This window comes from Latilactobacillus sakei subsp. sakei DSM 20017 = JCM 1157, assembly GCF_002370355.1.
GTDB classification, from domain to species: Bacteria; Bacillota; Bacilli; order Lactobacillales; family Lactobacillaceae; genus Latilactobacillus; species Latilactobacillus sakei.
Window position 1 is genome coordinate 399,617 of the sequence record NZ_AP017929.1, and the last position, 19,999, is coordinate 419,615.

At 39.5% G+C, this 19,999-nt stretch carries 16 protein-coding genes and 1 pseudogene; 4 read left to right on the plus strand and 13 right to left on the minus strand.

Annotated features, from left to right (window positions below; translation table 11 throughout):
• The first annotated feature begins 58 nt into the window (after window positions 1-58).
• Entirely contained in the window at window positions 59-961 is a 903-nt protein-coding gene (locus LEUCM_RS01955) for a proline-specific peptidase family protein (RefSeq protein ID WP_011373844.1), read from the plus strand.
• Window positions 962-1,334: 373 nt separating this feature from the next.
• Here LEUCM_RS01955 and LEUCM_RS01960 read toward each other — a convergent pair whose 3' ends face one another.
• On the minus strand, window positions 1,335-1,793 hold the full coding sequence (locus LEUCM_RS01960) for a MarR family transcriptional regulator (protein WP_011373843.1): 459 nt from the start codon (window positions 1,791-1,793) through the stop codon (window positions 1,335-1,337).
• Between the two features lie 214 nt (window positions 1,794-2,007).
• On the opposite strand from LEUCM_RS01960, the gene LEUCM_RS01965 reads away from it, so the two are divergent.
• Window positions 2,008-2,664, plus strand: a complete 657-nt coding sequence (locus tag LEUCM_RS01965) for a histidine phosphatase family protein (protein WP_011373842.1) — start codon at window positions 2,008-2,010, stop codon at window positions 2,662-2,664.
• A gap of 50 nt (window positions 2,665-2,714) precedes the next feature.
• On the opposite strand, the gene LEUCM_RS01970 is transcribed toward LEUCM_RS01965, so the two are convergent.
• The 4 genes from LEUCM_RS01970 to LEUCM_RS01985 form a co-directional block, all read right to left on the minus strand.
• Window positions 2,715-3,740, minus strand: a complete 1,026-nt coding sequence (locus tag LEUCM_RS01970; protein ID WP_025016147.1) for a LacI family DNA-binding transcriptional regulator — start codon at window positions 3,738-3,740, stop codon at window positions 2,715-2,717.
• A gap of 111 nt (window positions 3,741-3,851) precedes the next feature.
• Window positions 3,852-5,267 carry a glucuronate isomerase gene (uxaC, locus tag LEUCM_RS01975; RefSeq protein WP_056936446.1) on the minus strand — a complete coding sequence of 472 codons (1,416 nt, stop codon included), beginning with the start codon at window positions 5,265-5,267 and terminating at the stop codon, window positions 3,852-3,854.
• 182 nt (window positions 5,268-5,449) lie between these two features.
• Window positions 5,450-7,270 carry an FtsX-like permease family protein gene (locus tag LEUCM_RS01980; protein ID WP_011373839.1) on the minus strand — a complete coding sequence of 607 codons (1,821 nt, stop codon included), beginning with the start codon at window positions 7,268-7,270 and terminating at the stop codon, window positions 5,450-5,452.
• A gap of 14 nt (window positions 7,271-7,284) precedes the next feature.
• Window positions 7,285-8,043 (minus strand): ABC transporter ATP-binding protein, encoded by a 759-nt coding sequence (locus LEUCM_RS01985; protein ID WP_025016148.1) that lies wholly within the window; start codon window positions 8,041-8,043, stop codon window positions 7,285-7,287.
• 216 nt (window positions 8,044-8,259) lie between these two features.
• Between LEUCM_RS01985 and LEUCM_RS01990 the strand changes: the two genes are divergently transcribed.
• The gene (locus tag LEUCM_RS01990; RefSeq protein ID WP_056948595.1) at window positions 8,260-9,696 is read left to right on the plus strand and encodes an APC family permease; all 1,437 of its coding nucleotides are present in this window, start codon (window positions 8,260-8,262) and stop codon (window positions 9,694-9,696) included.
• A gap of 50 nt (window positions 9,697-9,746) precedes the next feature.
• Here LEUCM_RS01990 and LEUCM_RS01995 read toward each other — a convergent pair whose 3' ends face one another.
• Together LEUCM_RS01995 and LEUCM_RS02000 are read right to left on the minus strand one after the other, a co-directional pair.
• Entirely contained in the window at window positions 9,747-11,021 is a 1,275-nt protein-coding gene (locus LEUCM_RS01995; RefSeq protein ID WP_231953277.1) for an APC family permease, read from the minus strand.
• Window positions 11,022-11,157: 136 nt separating this feature from the next.
• On the minus strand, window positions 11,158-12,045 hold the full coding sequence (locus LEUCM_RS02000) for an ROK family protein (RefSeq protein WP_025016150.1): 888 nt from the start codon (window positions 12,043-12,045) through the stop codon (window positions 11,158-11,160).
• Window positions 12,046-12,270: 225 nt separating this feature from the next.
• Between LEUCM_RS02000 and LEUCM_RS02005 the strand changes: the two genes are divergently transcribed.
• Window positions 12,271-13,440 (plus strand): iron-containing alcohol dehydrogenase, encoded by a 1,170-nt coding sequence (locus LEUCM_RS02005; protein WP_016264398.1) that lies wholly within the window; start codon window positions 12,271-12,273, stop codon window positions 13,438-13,440.
• A 151-nt stretch (window positions 13,441-13,591) separates the two neighbouring features.
• Here LEUCM_RS02005 and LEUCM_RS02010 read toward each other — a convergent pair whose 3' ends face one another.
• The 6 genes and pseudogenes from LEUCM_RS02010 to LEUCM_RS02035 form a co-directional block, all read right to left on the minus strand.
• Window positions 13,592-14,710, minus strand: coding sequence for an NAD(P)-dependent alcohol dehydrogenase (locus tag LEUCM_RS02010; protein ID WP_085391585.1), 1,119 nt, complete (start codon window positions 14,708-14,710; stop codon window positions 13,592-13,594).
• Between the two features lie 26 nt (window positions 14,711-14,736).
• Window positions 14,737-15,554, minus strand: a pseudogene (gene rhaD / locus LEUCM_RS02015) (rhamnulose-1-phosphate aldolase).
• A 17-nt stretch (window positions 15,555-15,571) separates the two neighbouring features.
• Window positions 15,572-16,834: an L-rhamnose isomerase gene (locus LEUCM_RS02020; protein ID WP_035148804.1), complete on the minus strand. Its 1,263-nt coding sequence runs from the start codon at window positions 16,832-16,834 to the stop codon at window positions 15,572-15,574.
• Between the two features lie 20 nt (window positions 16,835-16,854).
• Complete coding sequence (gene rhaM, locus LEUCM_RS02025; RefSeq protein WP_025016489.1) at window positions 16,855-17,169, minus strand: L-rhamnose mutarotase; 315 nt, start codon at window positions 17,167-17,169, stop codon at window positions 16,855-16,857.
• Entirely contained in the window at window positions 17,166-18,635 is a 1,470-nt protein-coding gene (gene rhaB, locus LEUCM_RS02030) for a rhamnulokinase (RefSeq protein WP_025016490.1), read from the minus strand. Before rhaB ends, rhaM begins: the two co-directional genes overlap by 4 nt.
• 45 nt (window positions 18,636-18,680) lie before the next feature.
• Entirely contained in the window at window positions 18,681-19,940 is a 1,260-nt protein-coding gene (locus LEUCM_RS02035; RefSeq protein ID WP_025016491.1) for an MFS transporter, read from the minus strand.
• Window positions 19,941-19,999: the final 59 nt, after the last annotated feature.

The window sequence follows — 19,999 nt, forward strand, 5'->3', positions numbered from 1 at the left end:
GCACATTTCCTTTAATAGGTTTATAATGAAACTATCATAATTAAAGGATGGTGCAGATATGAAACAAGGAACAACGATCCTCACATTGGATAATGGTTATCATTTGTGGACGAACACGCAAGGAACAGGCGATATTCACTTACTTTGCTTACACGGTGGCCCTGGTGGCAATCACGAATACTGGGAAAACTTCGGTAAGGAATTAGCTGATCTTGGTGTGCAAGTACACATGTACGACCAACTTGGTTCATTTTATTCTGATCAACCTGATTACTCAAAACCAGGCAATGACCAACTATTAACTTACGATTACTTCCTAGACGAAGTTGAAGAAGTCCGTCAAAAACTCGGCATCGACAACTTCTACTTAATCGGCCAATCATGGGGTGGCGCATTAGTTCAAATGTACGCTGCTAAATACGGCCAACACTTGAAGGGTGCCATCATCTCAAGTATGGTTGATGAAATCGACGAATATGTGACAAACATCAACAAAATTCGCGAAGATATCATGACCCCTGAACAATTAAAATTCATGCAAGACTGTGAAGCTAAGAACGATTACGATAACGACGAATACCAAGCACTTGTTGACAAATTAAACGCTGGTTACGTTGATCGTAAACAACCATTAGCTATCTCACATTTAATCCCAACAATGGCAACAGACGTTTATGGCGTCTTCCAAGGCGACAACGAATTCGTTGTGACTGGTAAATTGAAGGACTGGCACTTCCGTGACCAACTCCACAAGATTACTGTCCCAACATTAATCACATTTGGCGAACACGAAACAATGCCAATCGCAACAGCTAAGATCATGGCTGAAAAGATTCCACATTCACGTTTGGTGACAACACCAAATGGTGGTCATCATCATATGATTGATAACGCCCCAGTATACTTCGACCACTTGAAGACATTCATCAAGGACGTAGAAAGTGGCAACTTCAAAGACTAGAGTGCTGATTCGAACGTTTTGGCTTTGAGGATTAACAGAAAAATGGAAATGATGGTGTTCTTCAACCATCATTTCCATTTTTTAGTTAACCGGAAAAGGCAGTTCGAAAAGCACGTTTCAGAACAAAGTGCTGACTGGCGTGCTTAGTAATTGAGCATTAATACAAAAATGGTAATGACGGTGTTTTTCAACCATCATTACCATTTTTTAGTTAACCGGAAAAGGTAGTTCGAGAAGCACGTTTGAAGTGCGTTTGAAACGGATAGCTTCTGAGCATTAACACCCAAAAAAGCACCTAGGATTTGGTGATAATCCCCCGCAGTCATTGCCTAGCGGATTTTCATCATAGCTTAGGTGCTTTTTACTTTTTAAATTAGGCTTGTTGCTGTGCTTTTTTTGAAAGGTAATTATAAAAACAATCCGTACTTTTGAAAAGCGGCATTAGTTCCTGATTAATTTCGCCAATCATTTCTTTAAATAAAGCTTCAAAATCATCTTCCAGCTCTTCAATTAACTGTTCACCTAATGGTGTTAGACAAATAAAAACTTTCCGTTGATCTTCAATATCGCTCCGCTTTTTAGTAATCAATTTCTTTTTATAGAGGACATTGACCTTGCGCGAAATCGCCGGACTCGTAATATCAAACATCCGGGACAGCTTTGTCACTTCAATACTAGGGATTCGCTTTAGTTCTCGCATAATCAAATATTGGTCATAACTAAGATCATGGCTTACCGTAATATGATTAATTTTATGATAGATTTGACCAATTTTAAGGTACCATTCATTAAACTGATCTACACTGATTGCAGTGCTTACTTTGTTTGCCATTCAAAATCATCCCTTTTTATTAATATCGTTAAAAATATACTTTTGTAAAATACAATATTAATAAAAGTTATCATACATATTCCAACTTTTAAAGATATACGCTCATTCGTTAAATTAATAATCCTGATATTAGTATTAACTATGTTTCATGTGAAAATGAAGCGCTATCTATGCTAGAATAGAATTAATTAAAGCTTTCGATGGAGGTCATTACATGAAACGCATTACACTCTACTTAGTTCGTCACGGACAAACTTTCTTCAACCGCTACAACCGGATGCAAGGCTGGTCCGATTCACCCCTTACCGAAAAAGGCATCGCAGACGCTGAACTAGCCGGCAAACAACTTTCAAAGGTGAACTTCGCCCAGGCTTACTCAAGTGATCGCAGTCGCGCGATGGATACGGCTAAGATTATTCTTAAAAAGAGTTTCTACCTCGATACACCCTATACAATCACCCCTCATTTCCGCGAAGAATTCTACGGTTACTATGAAGGTGAAGATTCAGCGAAAGCTTGGTACATGACTGGCGCTAGCCACGACGCTAAAACTTTCAAAGAAATCATTACGAAGTACTCACTCGATGCTTCAAAAGACTTCATGAAAGAAGCTGATCCTTTTAACGACGCTGAAAATGCGGCCGAATATTGGGCCCGCGTTGGTAAAGGCTTCAAACAAATTCGCTCAGAATGTTCAGATGGCGATAATGTCTTGATGGTCAGTCATGGCACAACCATTCGCAGTATCGTCGGCAAATTTGGCAATGGTCAATTTGACGTAACGGTGAGCCCGATGAACGGTAGTATCACAAAAGTGGTCCTCACTGATGAAGGCGTCACAGTTCAAAGTTATAATGAATTAACCCTTTAAAATATCAAAAGAAGCGCTGAAGACCAATTTGGTTTTCAGCGCTTCTTTTATTAGTGTTGATATAAATTAACGACTGATTGTCTGATGACCATTTCTGGATCAACAATTTTTTGTTCAACGTCTGATTGCTCGCCTTCAACAATCGCCATTAATTTAGCGACACCCATTTCGATGATTTGGGCAGTCGGTTTTTTAATTGTCGTCAATGACGGCGTAATAAATTTGGCATATGCCATATCATCAAACCCGATAAATGAGATATCGCGTGGAATCTGATAACCAAGTTCAACACAGGCACTAATCGCACCAACCGCCATATCATCATTCTCACAAATAACACAGGACGGAATATTACCACTCGCCAGAATCTCCCGCATCAATTCATGGCCACTCTCTGGTCGATAATCGCCGACTTTAATTAGTGTCGGGTCAACTGCAATGCCATTCGCCTCAACAGCTTGCATGAACCCATTAGTCCGCTGGACGGATGATTCGAACGAATCAATGCCCCGGATCAACGCTAGCTTACGGTGGCCCATTTGAATCGCATAATTAGTGGCTAACTCACCACCTAATCGATCGCCAATCGCATAATTATTAATGTCATCACGTTCGATCACCCGGTTCAAAACAACTAACGGTAAGCCTAGGTTATGAACATATTCAATAAAATCATAATCAGATTTAGACTGACTAATAACGATAATCCCATCGTAGTTATTAATTGAAATATACTGCCCAGCCATCGCTTTGGCGACACTATTAATCGAAAGCGAATAACTCTTGGGCAGTACCGATTGCGCTTGGGCCACAACATCAGTCATAAAGCTATTAGAAGTCCCTGTTTCAAGGTTGGTAAAGAAAATCCCAATCATATAAGACCGATTTGTCACTAGACTCTTCGCGTTAATATTAGGCACATAGCCGATCTCCTTGGCGATCGCTAAAATTTTCTCCTTCGTGGCTGGTTTTACCAGCTCACTATCATTCAGTGCTCGTGAAACCGTCATATGCGAGACGTTTGCAAGTTGTGCAATCGTTCGAATCGTGACGGTTGTCTTATCAGCCTTTTTCACGCCGCATGCTTCCTTTCTGTACGCTCTTAGAACATTGTACCAGAAATCATTGCGCACGCTGAATATAAAAAAGAAGCCGCGATAATTCATCGCAGGCTTCTTTCATTTATTTTAAAAAAAGTCGAAATAATCGTGCGCATTATTATAGGCAATATTTTGAACAACACGCCCTAATTCTGCAGCATCGTTTGGCACACGACCTTGTTCTACCAAGCGGCCATAGAAGCTACATAAAACACGTCTGAAGTATTCGTGGCGTGGATATGATAGGAAACTCCGGGAATCCGTCAACATCCCAACAAAGTGTGGTAGGAGGCTCTGTTGTGCGAAGACTTGTAACTGTTGGGTCATCCCTTCGGCGGTATCATTGAACCACCAGCCGGCGCCCAATTGTAATTTTTGCGTTGTCCCACCCTGGAAACAGCCCATCATGGTTGCCAATTCTAACCAATCATTACTGTTTAGTGAGTAGAAAATTGACTTAGGCACGTCTTCAGTTTGTTGCATCTTCGTGTAGAGTGCGCTGATATGTTTAACAATGTCAGGTTGTGTCCCGACAGCATCATAACCCGTGTCAGGACCAATTTTAGCGAACATTGGGCGGTTTAAATCACGATCAGAATTGATATGGAATTGCATCGTCCAGTTGAATTGCGTATTGAGTTTCATCAATGCTTCTAACAACATCGTCAAATATTGATTAATTTCGTGTTCACTGAGTGCAGCGTTATTAATCCCTTTAGCAACAATCGCATCCAATTCCGCTTGAGTCGCTTCTTCAAAATGGTAAGTCAATAGCGAATGATCCGATAAGCGCCCGCCCGTTTCATTGAAAAATTCGAACCGTTGCGTCAAAGCTGTTACAATCGTTTCAAAATCATGAATCTCAACCCCAGCTACTTTTCCAAGGGTCTTCAAATAATCACCAAAACCGTCACGATCAATTTGCATCAATTGATCAGGGCGCATTGCGGGTAACGTCTTAAAGCCGTTGGCAGCTTCTTCCGGTTTTAATAACTGATGGTAGTGTAAGTCAGAAGCAGGATCATCAGTTGTGCAGACCACTTGTACATTTGAATTTTTTATCAATTGACGTGGTTTGAAGTCGTCTGTTTGTAAGAGTTGGTTGGCCTTTTCCCAGATACGGGGTGCTGATTCCGCTGTTAAACGTTCATCGATGTGGAAAAAGCGGCGTAATTCCAAATGCGTCCATTCGTAAAGTGGATTACCGTAGGCATTTTCGATTGTCTTAGCCCATTCGATAAATTTTAAATAATCATCGCCATCACCGGTGATATATTTTTCATCAACGCCGTTGGCACGCATTAAACGCCACTTGTAGTGATCGCCGTACGTCCCTTCGTTCAACCAGATGCGAGTGATGTTGGTATAGTTCTTATTTTGATAGATTTCTGAAGGGTTCAAATGGCAGTGAAAGTCGATAATCGGCATTTGCGCTGCATAATCGTGGTATAACGTCTTGGCCATGTCATTGTCTAAGAGAAAATCATCATCTAATAATTGCATATCTTAACGCTCCTTCATCGTCATGTTATCGTTAACATTTAATGCGAAATAAAAAAGAAAAACCGCGCGTCTTTTCTTCAACATCAATAATATAGCGCTTTCATAAGCGATTGTCAATCCTTCTTCCAATCCAAAAAAGGCCTGTCAAGCGCTTTGAACTGCGCTTAACAGGCCTTTTTTATTTATTCCCCAAATTTAGTTTCTTTTAAAACAATGCCCCGATATAACCACGTTGTCACCACATAGTACACGGCATATAACACGATGAAAATACTGAATGGAATCCAAATTTGATTGTATGGATCGATCATTAATTCTTTGAACATTTGTAAGCCGAACAAGACGTGCACGACACCAACAATCCCTGGTAATAGGAATAATGCGCCGATTTCTTTGGCAATCGATTGCTTCAAGAGGCTTTGACGAACGCCAATTTTAGCCAACATCGTATAGCGTTTCACGTCACTAGCCGCACCCGATAAAATTTTGAACATTAGGCAACTAGCTAACATTGCTAAGAAAGCAATCCCTAAGAAGAAGCCCATGAATTCAAGACCACTGAAAACGCCGTTAGCCATCTTATAGCTGACATACTTACTACTATCAGCTTCTGGGTTAGCCTTCAACTCTGGATTGGCTTTGAGTTGTTCTTGATATAACTTCTTAATGACAGGTAAGTTAGCGCTAAAGTCTTGCACATCGTAGGTTTTAACAACCTTGGTTGGCGCTGCGATTTGTGCAAAGACCTCATTAGAAACAAGTTTAACTGCTTTAGCCGTTTGACTTGGTACTTGAATTGATCTGAAGAGATAGGTATCCCCTGTTTGAAGTTCACGTAATGGGACTTGGCGAACTTTTGTCTCGGTAGAAACGCTACCCGTCTTACCATATTCCATAGTCAATAACGGTGTTTGTTTTAGTTGAGCAGTCCGGTAATAAACTGTCTTCGCATCTTCTTTCACTTGATACGTCGCCGTTTGTTTAACCCCTTTGAGATCCTTAGTCAGTGTCAAAGCTTTTTGAGTGGGTTGATTTAAAACCACGTCATAGGCAGATGCTGAGTCAGCAATCTTGGGAATTTCATTTTGATAACCAATTCCGACCGTAATCGCACCTAATGCAAGTGCAAAAAGCATCGCTACTAAAGCCAACATTTTTGTGTAATCCTTAATTCGGAAACTCAATTGCGCTAACGTGAAGTTATTTAAACCCTTATTCCGCAACTTTTCATTGCGTTTTAAGAGCATCAATAACCAACCGAAAAAGGCGTTAAATAGGAAATAGGTCCCTAAAACAATTGTCACTAAGGCAATCACTAAGCCCATCACTTGGAACGTTGCGATTGCAATCATCATGTAATAACCAACCGCTAAGAAGACAAGGCCTAAAACGATTTGAATTAAGCGCGTAACTTTATTTTCCTTAATGCGGTTTGGTTGTTGATCATCATGGAGTAATTGTAAGACAGGTGTTTTCAATAATTGATATTGGTTAACAACCGCCGCAATGATGAATAAAACGATGAAGAAAATCAAGGTGGTAATCACCGCTGGTAAGTAGAGTGGTGAGAAATGCTTGATATGCATGTCTAATCGAGAAAGTAAGAATTGGCTCACAACTTGCGTTAATCCAATCCCAATCGCCGTCCCAATTAACGTGGCAGCCGTCCCAATGACGAGCGTTTCAGCTGCAATCAATTGGGCAATCTTGCGCCCTTTGGCACCCAACATCATGAACATCCCGTAATCACGGCGCCGCATACTCATCAAGAAACTATTGGCGTAGATAATGTAGACCAGTGTGATAATGCCGAGTAAGACGGAACCAATTTGGAAGACAATCGCTGCCATGCCAATTGGGGAATTACTCGTCACAAAATCCTTATTAGTCGCTAATGCTTCGAACATGTAAAAAATGGCACTCGACATAATTAGGCCCGAAAAAAGGACTAAATAGTCTTTAAACCGGCCTTTAATGCCGGTTAATGATAATTTCCATAGCATATTTAGTCTTCCTCCTAGTGGTTAAATGTTCCTAATGTATCCAAAACTTCTTGGTAAAAGGCTTCACGTGTTTTGTCACCACGCACTAATTCTTGTCCAATTTGACCGTCTTTGATGAAGAGAATCCGTTGGCAATAACTTGCTGAGAATGGATCATGAGTCACCAATAAGATTGAAACGCGTTGTTCTTCGTTTAATTGGGCCATTGTATCCAATAATTCACGGGCGCTCTTAGAATCAAGCGCACCAGTTGGTTCGTCCCCAAAAAGAATGGCTGGATTATGCACTAAAGCCCGGGCAGCAGCCACTCGTTGCTTTTGTCCACCTGATAATTCGGTTGGGTACTTATTCAAAATCGCATCAATTGATAACGTTTTGGCAATTGTTGTAATTTTTTCGCGGACCTTTTTACCAGTCACGTTTTGGAGCGTTAATGGTAATGCCATATTTTCGTAAGCTGTTAAGTTTTCAAGTAAGTTAAAATCTTGGAACATAAAGCCGATTTCTTGAGCTCTAAAGTCAGCTAATGCATTGCCTTTTAAGCGGCTAATTTCTTGATCGTTAATCTTCACTTCACCGGCGGTTGGTTTATCTAAAGTTGATAGGATATTTAAAAGCGTTGTTTTCCCTGAACCAGAAGCACCCATAATGCCGACGAATTCGCCACGTTGCACATCAAAGGTCACGCCTTTTAAAGCTGTATATTGTTTTTCGTTAGCTTTACCGTACGTTTTTTGTACATCTTTTACGCTAACAACTGTTGGTGTATCCATAGTTAAATGCCTCCAAATTTCATTAATACAACTAGTATATCGGATTAAATAACTTATCGCCTGTTTTTAAAATGACAATTCGCTAGATTAAAATAACAAGTTTGTAAGGTTCACTTTTTAAAAATTTCATGTGAAACATCAAAAAAATTTTGTCTTCCTAATTATCTTTGACTATAATAGAAACATTGCTATTTTCAGAAAAGGGGTATTTTTGTAATGGATGAAATTGAACCAAAAAAGAAATACATTACCTGGCAAGTCCTCGCTTTAATGGATTTTGTCACGGTAATTGGCTTCGATGATATTATTTATAACTTTCAAAACCAAGGGATGGCGGTTGTCTTCTCATGGATCGTGCTATTATTCGCTTATGTCTTACCTTATGAATTAATGGTTGGCCACTTAGGCTCAGCTTTCAGTAAAGATGGCGGTGGTTTATCCAGTTGGATGCGCCATACCAGTGGGGATGTTTGGGGTTACCTCACTGCTTGGTGTTACTGGGTTGCCAGTTTGCCTTACTTAGTCGATGTTGCCAACTCAATGGTCGTTTCCTTCTTCTGGATTATCATGGGGAACGGTAATATTGAAGATAAGTTGTCACGGGCGACATTTGCACTCTTAACAGCCGCTATCACTATTTTATTCATCTTCTTCCAACATAAATTTACAGCGTCACTGCAAATCCTCAGTATTGTTGGGGGTGGCGCAATGTTTATCATGACGATTTTATTCGTTCTCATGACATTTGCCGGCCTATTTAACGGCGCCCCTATCGCCACACAACCAATGAACTGGCATACTTTTATTCCTAAATTCGATTTACATTACTTCTCAACCATCGGCCTTTTAATTTTCGCCATGAACGGTGCCGAATTAGTCGCACCATATGTCAGCGAAATGAAAGATGGCAAAAAAGATTTCCCTAAAGCCATGATGGCCCTCGCTTTAATGACAGCCTTCTTAACAATCTTCGGCTCATTTGCGATTGGTGTCTTCTTCGATGCCAACCATTTACCTAATGATTTAAAAATGAACGGTTCTTACTACGCGTTCTTAGCGCTAGGTCAACAATTCCATATGGGCAAAGTCTTGCTCTACATCTTCGCCGTTACACAAGCCATCTACATGGGCGCGCAACTCGCTATGTTACTCGATGGTGGGACCCGAATCTTCTTATCTGATACTGCTAAGAAGTTCTTACCTAAGGCCCTCACAAAGACTAACAAGCAAGGCTTACCAATCAACGGTTACTGGTTAACGACTGGGATTTGTACTTTCGTGCTAGCTTCAAGTGCCTTCTTACCCGCCATCAACGATATCTTTAATTGGTTGTTGAATATCAACGGCATCGTCTCACCATTTGTTACTTGCTTCATCTTCGTCGCCTTCTTACGGGTCCGCTTCAACAGCGACAAATACCCATCAGAATATACGTACATTAAAAACAAACCTTGGGCGATTATTGTTGGTTTCTGGTGCTTGCTTATCACCGCATTAGGGACAATCTTCAGTATCTTCCCACAGGATGCCACACCAGGCACTTCTAAATACACCCACGAATTGATCTTAAACGTCGTGGTTTCCGTTTCATTAATGGGCTTAGGGGTCATCCTCCCATTAATCGCTAAGTATCAACGAAAAAAAACAGCTTAAATAAAAACGGCTAAGACCTGTGATTTTACAAGGGCTTAGCCGTTTTTTATTTAAGCTTGATGATATTTCTTTTCTAAGTAGTAATAGATTGGTAAGCCAATCAATGTGATTCCCAACCCGATTAAGGCTAAGATCGTTTGCGTGAATAAGGTGTTAATCACAATAAACGTTCCCCCTAAAATCGCGATTAATGGGACTACTGGATATAAAACTGCTTTGTAAGGCCGTTTCATTTCTGGTTCGCGTTTACGCAAGATAATCACTGCGGCAAAGGTCATCACATAGAATATCCAGATGACAAAGATTAACATATCGGTCAAGGTATTAAAACCACCCACAAAAATCATGCCGATCGCAATCACTAATTGTAAAATCCCGCATAAAATTGGAATGCCAGCTTTTGATAAGCGGCTAAGTTGTTTGCTAAATGGTAAGTGTTGTTCAGTTGCCATCGCATATGGCACACGCATCCCGGTCATTGTATAACCGTTAATTGCACCATAAACTGAAATTAAGATCCCAATGGTTACTAGCTTACCACCAAAACCGCCGAATAAATGGCCAGCCACTTCAGCAGCGGCATTTTCGTTACCAGCAATCTGTGAGATTGGTAAGACTAGTAGGAAGACTGCGTTAACTAAGAGGTAAACCACCATTGTTCCAAAAAGACCTAACAAAATTGATTTTGGTAAATCCTTTTCAGGATGGCGCATTTCCCCGGCAATATTCCCAACATGAATCCAGCCATCATAGGCAAATAATGTTGCTAATACCCCATTACCCAATGCTGATAAGACATTATTCGATGTACCCGTTCCTGCTACAGTAAAGAGTGAAACGTGACTTGCGTTAGTCCCCGGGTTAATTAACCCAAAAATAATAATAATAGCTAAAGGAATTAATTTAAAGACAGTCGTAAAGGATTGAACAAAGCCACCCACACGACTTCCAAAGAAGTTCATAATTGTTAAACTCGTTGCGACAATGACTGCAACCGGAATTTGCCAGCTAGGCGCCCATCCAAATAAATTCAAACATTGTGTCGCAAAAATAATTGATAATGCAGCAATATTGGCCGGGAAATAAACCGTTGTTTGCGCCCAACCTAGTAGGAAGGCTGCGACACTGCCATAAGTTTTCTCAATATAGCGCATCATACCGCCGGTTTCTGGAATCGCAGCTGCCAGTTCAGCAGCCGTTAAGCCCGCACAAATCGTGATGATACCACCAAGCAACCAGGCCAACATTGTTAGCCCCGTTGAACCTGTGACTTCTGTTACTGATGATGCTTTAAAAAAGACGCCTGCGCCGATAACAGTCCCCATTACTGTTGATAAGGCGGCCGTAAAGCCGACTGTTCGATTTAATTCTTGAGGTGGTGTTTGCGTTTTGATATCAATCACTCCTTCCTAGATATAAAAAAACATTAGTTATCATATTTTAAACTAAAATAAATGACAGTTAAAGCATTTTCTGCGGGTAACACTGTTGAAAATCAACCAATGCTCCCATTAGGTTAGCATCGTCTTGATACTGACTCGCTAAAAGTGGTGTTTCAAATGGTGCTAACTGAACTTGCGTTAATAATTTGCGACGTTCAATTTCAATATGAGGGACTAAAAAATCAATCTTTTCAAGACCGCCCCCTAAAATAATGGCTTCTGGATCAAAACAATATTGTAAATTATAAATAGCTTGCGCTAAATGTTGATAAAAGGCCGTAGTCACTTGGTGTGCCAAAGAATTGCCTTGTCTCGCCAAAGCAAAAATTTCCGTTCCCGTCAGTTCAGCATGGGCTTGTTGATTATATTGTTGCGTTAAATAGGTAATGGTTCCCACCTCACTTAGCGGATGACCATCAACCATTAACATCGCACCAAATTCACCACTAAACAGATGCGAGCCATGTTGAATGTGTCCATCAATAATGACCGCACCCCCAACGTCTGAGTCAATCGCCAAATATAAAACGTTCTGTAAGCCCTCTGCTGAACCACTGCCTAATTCGGCCAAGGCTGCACAATTAATCTCATTTTCCATAATGACGGGTAATCCAAATCGCATTTCTAATGCACCTTGAATTTCAAAATTATGAATGTACGGGAGGGCACTGGCACCTTCAATAATCCCAGTCGCTTTATTGACTGCCCCGGGTGTGCTCATTCCCACGCCGACGATTTGATCTGACAATTGATATGTCCGAACAATTTTGGTCAACGCTGCGTAATAAGCATTTAGCGATTTAGGGGTCGCAACCATTCCCTGCTTTGTTAACTTATGAGCAGTACCATCCCATAAGGCAAATTTAATGGTTGTTCCCCCAACATCAATCAGCGCTAAATTAGCCATTCTCAAATCCCCCCCAATTATTATTTAAGATAACAATTGTTAACTTTTGAACTTAATCAAAAAGTTAACACCTCGTTCTTTGTAACGCTTTCATTCTAACATAAAATACCCCATACCGCTATTCTACTTAGAATGGACAATTCTATTGCTTTGTCCGCTGTGTTTCGCTTCGGTAAGCGTTATCATTGAATTGTGAAATAATTCAGAATAAGGAGCACCATCATTATGAAAACAAACTTTGATTTTTTAATGCCTAGCGTTAACTTTTTTGGCCCTGGCGTCATCGAAAAGATTGGTGATCGCACCAAAATGTTAAATATTACCAAACCTTTAATCGTGACTGATACTTTTTTAGAAGGTGTTCCTGATGGTCCTGTCGCCCAAACACTCGCTTCATTGGATCAAGCCGGTGTTCAATACAGCATCTTTAACGGTGTTGAACCTAATCCTAAAGTCCGCAATATTCAAGCCGGCAAGGCGCAATACCTCGCTGATGGTTGTGATGGCCTCATTACTGTCGGGGGTGGTTCCGCTCACGATTGTGGTAAAGGAATTGGTATCTTGCTCACTAACGGTGACGACATTACCAAATTAGCTGGGATTGAGACCTTAGAAAACGCCCTACCACCACTATTAGCGGTTAATACAACTGCCGGAACAGGTTCAGAATTAACCCGCCACTGCGTTATTACAAATGAAGAAACCCATCTTAAATTTGTCGTCGTTTCTTGGCGGAATATTCCGCTCGTTTCATTTAACGATCCAATGTTAATGTTAGATGTTCCCGCTAAATTAACGGCTGCAACCGGGATGGACGCCTTTGTCCAAGCCATCGAACCCTACGTTTCAACCAACCGTAATGCGATTACTGATGGCCAATGTCTCCAAGCCATCAAGTTGATTGAAGAAAGCTTGCGCGAAGCTGTTGCTAACGGCCATAACATCGAAGCGCGGACCAAGATGTGCGAAGCTGAAATGTTAGCAGGCATGGCTTTCAACAACGCTGATCTTGGTTACGTGCACGCAATGGCCCATCAATTAGGTGGCCAATATGATGCTCCTCATGGTGTTTGTTGTGCCCTCTTATTACCAATCGTTGAAGAATTCAACATCGTCGCTTGTCCCGACCGTTTTGCAGAATTAGCACGCGCGATGGGCGAAAATACGGATGGTCTTTCAACAAGAGATGCCGCTGAACTTGCTATCAAAGGGATGCGCCAAATGGCAGCCGATGTTGGTATTCCAACTAGCATCAAAGCAATCGGTGCTAAACCAGCCGATTTCGAAATGATGGCCGAAAATGCTTTGAAAGACGGCAACGCCTTTTCAAACCCACGTAAGGCAACTAAAGCAGAAATCGTTGCCCTTTTCCAAAAGGCATATGACGCTGAATAAACTTTCAATTAATATATTAATACGAGATTAAATCTATTTAATTTTTAGTCTCGTATTTTTTATACCTATGATTACTGTTAAAAACTCTAAACCAAAAAATACTGTGCAGATGAATTTAAACATCTACACAGTATTTTTATAGTCTATTTAATTAAAGTTGATAATTCTTATCAATAATTAGAATTGGTTTTATTGTTTCCCCAGTTTTTGAATCTTGACTTGCTTGATTAATATCTTCGAAGTCATAAAATTTTTCAGTTTTATCAAATGGGAACATCCCTTGACGGTAGAATTCAATTAAACGCGGAATGTCGATTTGTGGGATTGAATCGCCCATATTAACGCCAACGACTGATTTATCGTTAACGCATAAATCGTTCCAAGTATCGAGATCGATGTGGTTAGGGGTAACAGCGATTGTTGCTGAAACACCACCTTGGCAAAGGGCTTTGATTGAGTCTTCCATGACTGGTGTAATCCCAGTGGTGTCGACACAGAAGTTCACACCACGGCCGTTAGTGAGCGCTTGAATAGCTGCGACAACATCGTCTGTTTGACGGCTGTTAATGGTATCAGTGGCGCCAAGTTCTTTAGCGAGTGCCAAGCGTTCGTCGATAATGTCGACTGCGATGACTTTGGTACAGCCAGAAATTTTACCGGCCATCATTGCGGCTAAACCAACGGCCCCTGTACCGAAGACGGCGATTGTATCACCAGGTTTTGGTTTTAAAGTATTTAAAACAGTACCACTACCAGTGACGTAGCCACAACCAAGAGGTCCGAGTTCACGTAAATCTAAATCATCAGGCACTTTAACGGCATTTCTTTCACGAACGACAGTCGTTGTGGTGAATGATGATTGATCAAACATATCAGCAACATGGTGTTCGTTTTCAGTAAAGTGAGAACTACCGTCTGGACGTACACCAGAAAGGTTATTTTCAGCATAATTTAAACATTGGGTTGGCACCCCTTTAAGACAGTTTTCGCAAATACCACAAGCATAAAATGACAGAACGACATGATCGCCAACTTTTAAACTTTGGACATTTGAGCCAACTTTTTCAACAATCCCGGAACCTTCATGACCAAGCACAATTGGATAACCAATGATTGCGTCGCCTTTGCGGAGTGCTTCATCAGAATGACAAATGCCACTTGCGACCATGTGGACTTGAACATCATCTGGATGGAGTGGGGCTAATTCAATATTATCTTTAATGACAAATGGTCCACCTTTTTCTTCAACAACTGCAGCTTTAATTTTCATTTTAAATACCTTCCTACCCAATAAATTTAGTCCAAATAACCTTCATGAGGGGTAACGTTAAACGCCTGTGCTAAGTCTTTTAAATCTTGATCCGTGATTGTTTGTTCAATATGTCCGCCTTGGGTTTGAATAATGGTCCAAATTTGAGCAGCTTTTTCAATTGTTTCAATTAATCCAAATGCTTCATCGATTGTGCTACCTGTCGCAAAAATACCATGTTGTGGCCAAATAACGGTTCGATAAGTTTCTAATTTATGCGCTGTTTCTTCCCCTATCTTAACCGTTCCTGGTACCATCCAAGGAATAATACCAATGCCTTCTGGGAAAACAACTAATGACTCTGTTTGCATCTTCCATAAGATACGACTCATTTCACGTTCATCTAACTTTTGTGTAAATGTCATGGCTATTAGGTTTGTTGGATGACAGTGCATGACAACTCTTTGATTATTATCCATTTTTAAACGTACTTGATGTCCCATTAGATGTGTTGGAAATTCACTAGTAGGTGCAGCACCATCTGAATATCCCCACATTAAGTCAACACTAGTACCATCTTCATTAATTCTAACTAGTCCTAAATCACGTTCTGGAAAATCAATAATATTTTTAAAATATCTTCCTGTTGCTGTTACTAAGAAATACATGCCTGCTAAATCTTTACCATTAAAATCAATTGGGATGGTCCGTTTAACGGTTTCAATATCTGTGTATCCTGTTAATTCTTCAGGTAAAATTCGATAGCTAACATTACCACCGTTGCGCTCGTCCCATCCATGATCAAATAGACGATACGTAATTTTTTTACTTCTTCAACAAATGGTGAATCTATAAACTTCGTCATTTTATAATCCCCTTTGATTAGCGTTTGAACTGAACGTTATTTTCATAATCTTTAATATTATCCAACCAATCTTCTCCAACTGGTACATTATTTCTAACACAGAATTCATCCCAAACAGCACCAAATGGATATGATTTTAATTCTTCTGTCACTGCTAGACGTTTTGTATAGTCGCCTTGTTCTTCTGCTTTCTTTAAATCATCAATTGGTGCCAACATTGCTTGTAGAATAGCTTTTTGAGAAGCACGCGCACCAACGACCCATGCAGAAACACGATTAATAGTTGCATCAAAGAAATCTAACCCAATATTAGTACGCCCTAATAAGTCATCTCTAACCAGTGAACGCATAATTCGGATTAAAGCATCATCAAAGATAACTACATGATCACTATCCCAACGTACTGGACGTGAAACATGAAGCATTAAACCTTTACCAAATGGTAAGAATGCCGAAAACTTATCTGAAACATCTTCTGTTGGATGGAAGTGACCAGCATCAATTGTCCATAATTTTTGACGTGTTAAAGCATAATTTTCATAGAATTCATGTGAGCCAACAGTGTATGACTCAACACCAGTTCCAAACAATTTACCTTCGAAAGCTTCAATTGTATTTTTTTCATCCATTGGTTCTTTAATGATTTCGTCTAATGAAGCCATTAAACGGCGACGTGGTGATATTTTATCAATTGGATTATCTTTATAACCATCTGGCACCCAAAAATTATTAACAGATTGTTGTCCTAATTCTTTACCGAAATATTCAGCAATTCTACGGCTTCGTTTACCATGTTCAATCCAAAAATCGCGTACATTTTTATCTGGGCTTGCTAAAGTGAAGCCATCTTTCAACATTGGGTGTGAGAAGAATGTCCCGTTCATGTCAAGACCAACACCCTCTTTTTTAGCCCAGTCAACCCAATATTTGAAATCTTCTGGTTCTAATTCATCTAAATCTTTTGGCTTATCCGTTACAGCATAAGTAGCGTGTAATTGTACTTTATGCTTCCCTGGAATCAATGATAGGCCTTCAGATAAATCTGAACTCAATTGATCTGGGGTTGTTGCTAATCCTGGATAATTCCCGCTAACACCAATACCGCCTGTCAATTCTTGGTTAGGGAATAGGAATCCATGAATATCATCACCTTGCCAACAATGAATTGATAATTTTACCTTAGCTAAGTCTTCTAATGCCTTTTCTGTATCAACACCTAATGCAGCATAACGTTCTTTTGCTAATTCATAGCTCTTTTTAACATTTTCTTCTTTATTCATTTCAAAAACCTCCTATATTTTTACGCTAAGTGGAATACTTCATTTAAGTCTAGTGCTACAGGACTACTGTTTGGGTTTGTTTTCATAAGTGGTTCCATGTAAACCCACCATTTTTTGCAAATATCTGTATTAGCTATTTTGTTATATTGATCTACATTCGAAACTTCAAGATAAGCAAATAACTCACCATTTTCACGATTTAAAAAGATAGAATAATTGGTCGCACCATATTTCTTTAATGCTTCCTTCATTTCTGGCCATAGTTCATTATGACGTCGTTCATATTCATCATATTGATCCGGATAAACATACATAATCTGTGCAATTCGTTTCATTCGCCTGTTCCCTCACTTTTTCGATTAATATAATTTTGATATGCTTCTAACACTTCTCCATAATAATTTTCACGAGGAACAAAATGTCTAATTCCATTAGAAGCGCTTACAATTGACCTTGCAGCAGATACATTTTTTATATCACCTAGCGCAATCATCTGAACTAGAATATTACCAATTGCAGTTGCCTCACCAGGGCCAGCTTCGACTCTCACTGACGCCAAATCACTTGTTAGTTGGTTTAAGAATGCTACATTGCTACCACCACCAACAATATTTAGAACGTTAATTGGTTTCTTAGTAATCCGCGCTAATTTTTGTAGTTCGTTCGCGTAAAATAGCGCTAGATTTGAGTAAACAGTGTTTACTAATTCACCTGTTGTATCAGGGACCTTTTGTTTCGTTTCCTGACAATATGCCTTGATTTCATCAATCATGCTGCTTGGATTTTTAAAACGTTCATCATTAATATCAATAAATTGTTGAAATGGTTCAACCTTTTCAGCTGCTTCAGCCATTTCTGCAAAACTAAATTTATTATTTTGTTCTTTTCGAATACTCTGAATAATCCAAAGTCCCATGATATTTTTTAAAAATCGATAAGTACCGTATGCTCCCCATTCATTTGTATAATTTTTTTTAAATGCTTCTTCACCATTTTCAGGTACATCCAACTCTCGACCAAGCAGTGACCATGTTCCTGAACTCAAAAATGCCCAGTCATCACCTTTTCCGGGTGTTCCAACGACGGCAGAAGCTGTATCGTGTGTTGTTGTCGTTACAACTTCACATTTTGGTATATCATATTGTCGATACCATTTATGTGACAATTTTCCTAATTTTGTTCCTGCATCTACTAATTTTGGAAATTGATCATCAGTTACATTTACCTTCTTTAATAAATCATCATCAAATAATCCTTGACGAAGATTCATCATTTGTGTTGTAGAGGCATTCGTTACTTCCGTAACTGCGTTTCCCGTTAAAACATAACCAATATAATCTGGTATCATCATAATTCGATCAGTTTTATCAAGTAACTCATTATCTTCTTCATATAACTGGTATAGTGTATTAAAATCCAAAAATTGAATGCCCGTTTTTTTATAAATATATTCTTTAGAATACTCAGATGTTAATTCTTGAATACTATTAGCAGTACGACTATCACGATAACTACATGGATCTTGTAGTTTCCGTCCATCATCGCCAATTAATACATAATCGACTGCCCATGTATCAATTCCTAAAACTGCGTTTTCGATGCCTTGTTTTTTTGCGATTTCTAAGCCTTTAAATATTTCATCAATTAATCGGTCAATATCCCACCGATCATGGCCATTTTCTTTGATGAATCCATTCGAAAACCGATGCAACTCTTTAAGTTCTAATTTTTGATCTACTAGTTGACCCAACATCAATCGTCCACTAGAAGCCCCAATATCAACTGCAATATAATTTTTCAAATAAATCACTCCTAACGCATAATACTCTTGAGTATTTGATTCACATTATTTTTTTGAACCATACCGTTCTTCTGTTATTTCGTCTAATGATTTACCACGTGTATGTGGTGCCCAGATAACACCAATCACTAATGAAATTGCTAAAAAGATAACAATCATAGTGCCAGCGTATTTAAATCCTAGAGAAGCCATTATTGGTGGGAAAATAATCGACCAAATACCAGCTGAAGCTCTAACAACAAAAAACATTACACCTTGAGAACCTGCACGATAACGTGTTGGGAATAACTCTGTTGCCCATAATGCGTAGAAAGCTTGTGCACCAAATCCTGCAGATAGTCCCCAAAGTAATACAAATCCCCATAGAGTAGTCCATCCCATACCGCCAAAGGTAATTAAAACCCAAGCTAACATTGCCATTAAGGCACCTATACCGTACATTAATCGATGACTAACGCGATCGCCCAATTTAGCAAAGATGAAATATCCAGTCATTGAAGTTAAAATCCAAACGACCGCTGATAATAAGTTAGCTTGCATATTTGTTAAACCACCAACAGTTGAATAGATGTATGGCATGAAAAATCCTTGAACACCTGCTGCTAAATTCCACAATGCATAAACCCCGATTAAATATAAAATCGTTTTAACGTTAACGATATTAGAGAATAATTCTTTATAAGGATGCGGTTTAATACCACTAGCATTTTCTTTTTGCTTTTGTTCTTGCCAATCGGAAGACTCTTCCAATCCCCTTTGCATCATCCATGCAATGAGCGCAACTACAAACAACGAGCCAAAAATAATTCGATTACCTAAAAGGCCAAGAGGTGATAAAACTACACCTAGTACAAAAATAATAGCTGGTCCCATCGACCAAGCAAATTGTGATATCCCGATATTATGTGCCCGATTGCTCGATTGAGAGGTTTCTGCAATATACGTCCATGATGCTGGTACACCAGCACCCACAGATATCCCAGTTACCATAAAGCCTGTCAATAACATCGGAAAGTTAAATGACACCATAACAATTAAGACGCCTAACATATAAACCAACATATTGTACGTATAGATAAATTTACGACCATATTTATCAGATAATCGACCGCCAATTAAAGCACCCACAGCGGCACCAAAAGCATTCGCACTTAGAGCCCCTAACAATCCGACTTCAAAACTACTAAGTCCTAATGCTTTTGTCCATAATGCAAGTCCACTTGCACCAGCAACAATTGAGCCTGAATCTAAATAGTTTGTTAACGAAACGGCTATTACGGATTTAAGCTTACTTTTTTCTGGCATAGATCTCATCTCCTAATATCATTTTAGAAATCGCTTACAAGTTATATTTAACTTCATTG

Coding starts and splice junctions, on each gene's coding strand:
- LEUCM_RS01955 (WP_011373844.1), top strand. CDS start 59: ATGAAACAAGGAACAACGATCCTCACATTGGATAATGGTTATCATTTG.
- LEUCM_RS01960 (WP_011373843.1), bottom strand. CDS start 1,793: ATGGCAAACAAAGTAAGCACTGCAATCAGTGTAGATCAGTTTAATGAA.
- LEUCM_RS01965 (WP_011373842.1), top strand. CDS start 2,008: ATGAAACGCATTACACTCTACTTAGTTCGTCACGGACAAACTTTCTTC.
- uxaC (WP_056936446.1), bottom strand. CDS start 5,267: ATGCAATTATTAGATGATGATTTTCTCTTAGACAATGACATGGCCAAG.
- LEUCM_RS01980 (WP_011373839.1), bottom strand. CDS start 7,270: ATGCTATGGAAATTATCATTAACCGGCATTAAAGGCCGGTTTAAAGAC.
- LEUCM_RS01985 (WP_025016148.1), bottom strand. CDS start 8,043: ATGGATACACCAACAGTTGTTAGCGTAAAAGATGTACAAAAAACGTAC.
- LEUCM_RS01990 (WP_056948595.1), top strand. CDS start 8,260: ATGGATGAAATTGAACCAAAAAAGAAATACATTACCTGGCAAGTCCTC.
- LEUCM_RS01995 (WP_231953277.1), bottom strand. CDS start 11,021: ATGGGGACTGTTATCGGCGCAGGCGTCTTTTTTAAAGCATCATCAGTA.
- LEUCM_RS02000 (WP_025016150.1), bottom strand. CDS start 12,045: ATGGCTAATTTAGCGCTGATTGATGTTGGGGGAACAACCATTAAATTT.
- LEUCM_RS02005 (WP_016264398.1), top strand. CDS start 12,271: ATGAAAACAAACTTTGATTTTTTAATGCCTAGCGTTAACTTTTTTGGC.
- LEUCM_RS02010 (WP_085391585.1), bottom strand. CDS start 14,710: ATGAAAATTAAAGCTGCAGTTGTTGAAGAAAAAGGTGGACCATTTGTC.
- LEUCM_RS02020 (WP_035148804.1), bottom strand. CDS start 16,834: ATGAATAAAGAAGAAAATGTTAAAAAGAGCTATGAATTAGCAAAAGAA.
- rhaM (WP_025016489.1), bottom strand. CDS start 17,169: ATGAAACGAATTGCACAGATTATGTATGTTTATCCGGATCAATATGAT.
- LEUCM_RS02035 (WP_025016491.1), bottom strand. CDS start 19,940: ATGCCAGAAAAAAGTAAGCTTAAATCCGTAATAGCCGTTTCGTTAACA.